The sequence below is a fragment of the Amycolatopsis sp. H20-H5 genome (genome assembly GCF_035828755.1).
GTDB lineage: Bacteria > Actinomycetota > Actinomycetes > Mycobacteriales > Pseudonocardiaceae > Amycolatopsis.
In genome coordinates this window covers 1-2,538 of record NZ_JAYMZS010000250.1, presented here as the reverse complement: position 1 = coordinate 2,538, position 2,538 = coordinate 1, and the positions used below count along the sequence as shown (strand labels likewise).

Here is a 2,538-nt window from a genome sequence, read left to right as displayed (position 1 = left end):
CGTCCTCGCCGAGGAGCGCCACCGCCCGGATCAGCTCCGGGGCGGTCGGGATCTCCTGGACCCGGCCGCACAGCACCTGGCCGATGCCCGCCGCGCCGACGAGGGCCGGGTCGGTGCCGGTGAGCAGCCGGGTGCGCAGCGAGCCGAGCAGGTACGGATTGCCGCCGGTGACCTCGCGGCAGGCGGCGGCCAGCCGCTCGTCGCCGGTGCCGAGCAGCCGGGCGACGGCCGCGGTGCCGAGACCGTTGAGCCGGATGGCGGCCGGGGTGCAGCCCGCCATCTCGAGCAGCGCGACGTCGCGGTTCGGTTTGTGCCCGAGCACCGAGGTCAGCACCACCAGCACGGGCAGGTACGCGATGCGGTGGCGGATGTAGGCCAGGCACCGCCGGGACCACGCGTCGGCGGCGTCGACGTTGTCGACGCCCAGGAACAGCGGGCCGCGCTCGGCGGCCGCGCGGATCGTGCGGTAGAACGCGGCCAGCGCGTCGGCCTGCTCGTACTCGGTCTCGGGCGCCTTCTGTGGCAGCCGCTCGGTGATGTGCGGTTCGCGGGGCCGGGGGGACTGGGCACCCGCGCCGGCGGGCACGTGGGTGAGGTCTTCGACCAGCTGGGCGGCGACACCGCCGCTGAGATGCGTCTCCAGCCGGGCCCCGGTCGCCAGCGCGACGGTGAACCCGGCCTCCCTGGCCAGGTCGGCGGCGGTCGTCAGCACGGCCGTCTTGCCCATCCCGAACTCCCCGACCAGGATCGCGCTGGCCGCCCGCCCGCATCGCGCGGTGGCGAACAGCCCGCTGAGCAGGGCGAGTTCGTGGTCGCGGCCGGGGAGCCGCGACGCGGCGGGAAGCTTCGGTACCGAAGGACCGCCGACGATTCTCTTGGGATTTACTTCGGTATCCACCGTAGAGACCTTCATGTCGGGTTCCGGCAGACTACTGGATGGCAGCCGACCTCGGGCGATACTGCTGACCGGCGTGGGACACGACGGTCCGGTCCACCCAACGGGCAGGGGAAGCCATGTGCGCGTCCGCTCTGCTCCGCCGGTTCAGGATCGCCGGGCCGGCGGGGATCGTCGCGGCCGCCGCGACGCAGACCGCGATCAGGAGCACGAGGTTCGCCGTGAGCGGGAGGTGCGCCGGGCAGGTCCGCCGGGACACGGCGCCCAGCCCGCCACTGCCGGTGGGCCCGTCACCCGGCGTCAGGTAGCCGAGCCGGACAGCCCGGCGAAGCGAATCGTTCACTTCGCCGAACGCGCCGAGTTCGCGACGGCAGCGAAGGCAGCCGGCCAGATGTTTCTCGAACTCGGCCGGATCGGCCAGCGACCCGAGTGCGTAAGCGGCCACGTCCCGGTGCTTCTTGCGGTTCCGCATCACTGGCCTCGCTCCGCTAATGCCTTTCGCAATTTGCGCACCGCCGTGTAGAGGCGCGATTTCACCGTTCCTTCCGGTATGCCGAGAATGACCGCGGCCTGGTGGACTGTGTGGCCGGTCAAATACGTCTCGTAAATGACAGAACGATATTTGTGATCCAGACGACGGAGCGCGTCGGTAACGACCATCGCGGCGAGCGTTCGATCTGTCTGATCGCCCCTTATGGAGATTTCTGGGTTCTCCAGTTCGACCTCCTGCGGACGCGCACGACGATTCCGCCAGCCGTCGATCACAATCCGTCGCGCCACGGTCAGTAGCCAGCTGCGAAGCATTCCGGGCTCGCGGTCCAGGGTGGCCGAATTTCGCCAGGCGCGGATCAAGGTCTCCTGCACCACGTCCTCGGTCCACTGCCGATCGTGGTTGGTGAGTTGCAGGACCTGACTGAACAGTGTTGCCCGGAAATCCTTGTACAGCAGGAAGATCAGGTCCTCGCGCGCTTCATTCACGGTGCCTGGGCCTTGCTGGGCACTCCGGGTTCGGCACTCGTTGCCCCTTGCTTCCATAGAGCACGCAACCTCACCTGACTGGTGGAATAGACAGCGGTCAGAGCGTAGCGCAGAAAGCCTGAATAGGCCATATGCATTAGTGGTCTTGGCAAATAGGTTCCTGCGTGCTTCAGGGGCACGTGAATACGGTCCGCGATCGACTGTGACGCAGATCACATTCGGTGAGATCAATAAGTCAGAACCGGACGGTAACCGTATGCGTACTCCTCAGTGAGAACTATCTCTGGGAGGGGACTCGATTGCTGTTCCGATTCGCGACCATACTGGTGGCCTGCGGTCTGTTGTGGAATGTCTCGCCGGCGTTCGCGGGCGAAGTCCAGCAGATAGACCGGCAGTTGTTGAGCCAGGTGAGACAAGCCGGGTTGTGGGAGGGCCCGGTGAGCAGGCAGGCCCAGGAACGCGGCTCGACCGGGCGGGTGCGCGAGGTCGGCGCCCGGCTCGCGGACGACCTCGCGCTGCTGGACACCCGCGCCAAGGAACTCGCCGCACAGCTCGGTGTCGCCCTGCCGGACACCACTGCCGCGGACCAGCAGGACTGGGTCGGGGAGATCACCGCTGCCCGCGGTGACGACTTCGACCGGGTCTACGTCAACCGGCTCCGGGCG

The 2,538-nt window shown here is 68.1% G+C and carries 4 protein-coding genes; 1 reads left to right on the top strand and 3 read right to left on the bottom strand.

The annotated features are described in order from the left end of the window. The 3 genes from QMK34_RS47190 to QMK34_RS47180 form a co-directional block, all read right to left on the bottom strand. A partial coding sequence (locus tag QMK34_RS47190) for an ATP-binding protein (protein WP_326421572.1) occupies positions 1 to 898 on the bottom strand: 898 nt, incomplete at its 3' end. A 31-nt stretch (positions 899 to 929) separates the two neighbouring features. Continuing rightward, the gene (locus tag QMK34_RS47185) at positions 930 to 1,367 is read right to left on the bottom strand and encodes a hypothetical protein (RefSeq protein ID WP_326421571.1); all 438 of its coding nucleotides are present in this window, start codon (positions 1,365 to 1,367) and stop codon (positions 930 to 932) included. Next, a complete protein-coding gene (locus QMK34_RS47180) occupies positions 1,367 to 1,930 on the bottom strand; it encodes a sigma-70 family RNA polymerase sigma factor (protein WP_442785375.1) in 564 nt (187 codons plus the stop codon). Before QMK34_RS47180 ends, QMK34_RS47185 begins: the two co-directional genes overlap by 1 nt. A gap of 164 nt (positions 1,931 to 2,094) precedes the next feature. Here QMK34_RS47180 and QMK34_RS47175 point away from each other — a divergent pair. Then, the coding region (locus tag QMK34_RS47175; protein WP_326421569.1) for a DUF4142 domain-containing protein at positions 2,095 to 2,538 on the top strand (444 nt) is incomplete at its 3' end.

What these genes read in the sequence shown, in the direction of transcription:
- QMK34_RS47185 (WP_326421571.1), bottom strand. Translation starts at nt 1,367, where the DNA reads ATGCGGAACCGCAAGAAGCACCGGGACGTGGCCGCTTACGCACTCGGG.
- QMK34_RS47180 (WP_442785375.1), bottom strand. Translation starts at nt 1,930, where the DNA reads ATGGAAGCAAGGGGCAACGAGTGCCGAACCCGGAGTGCCCAGCAAGGC.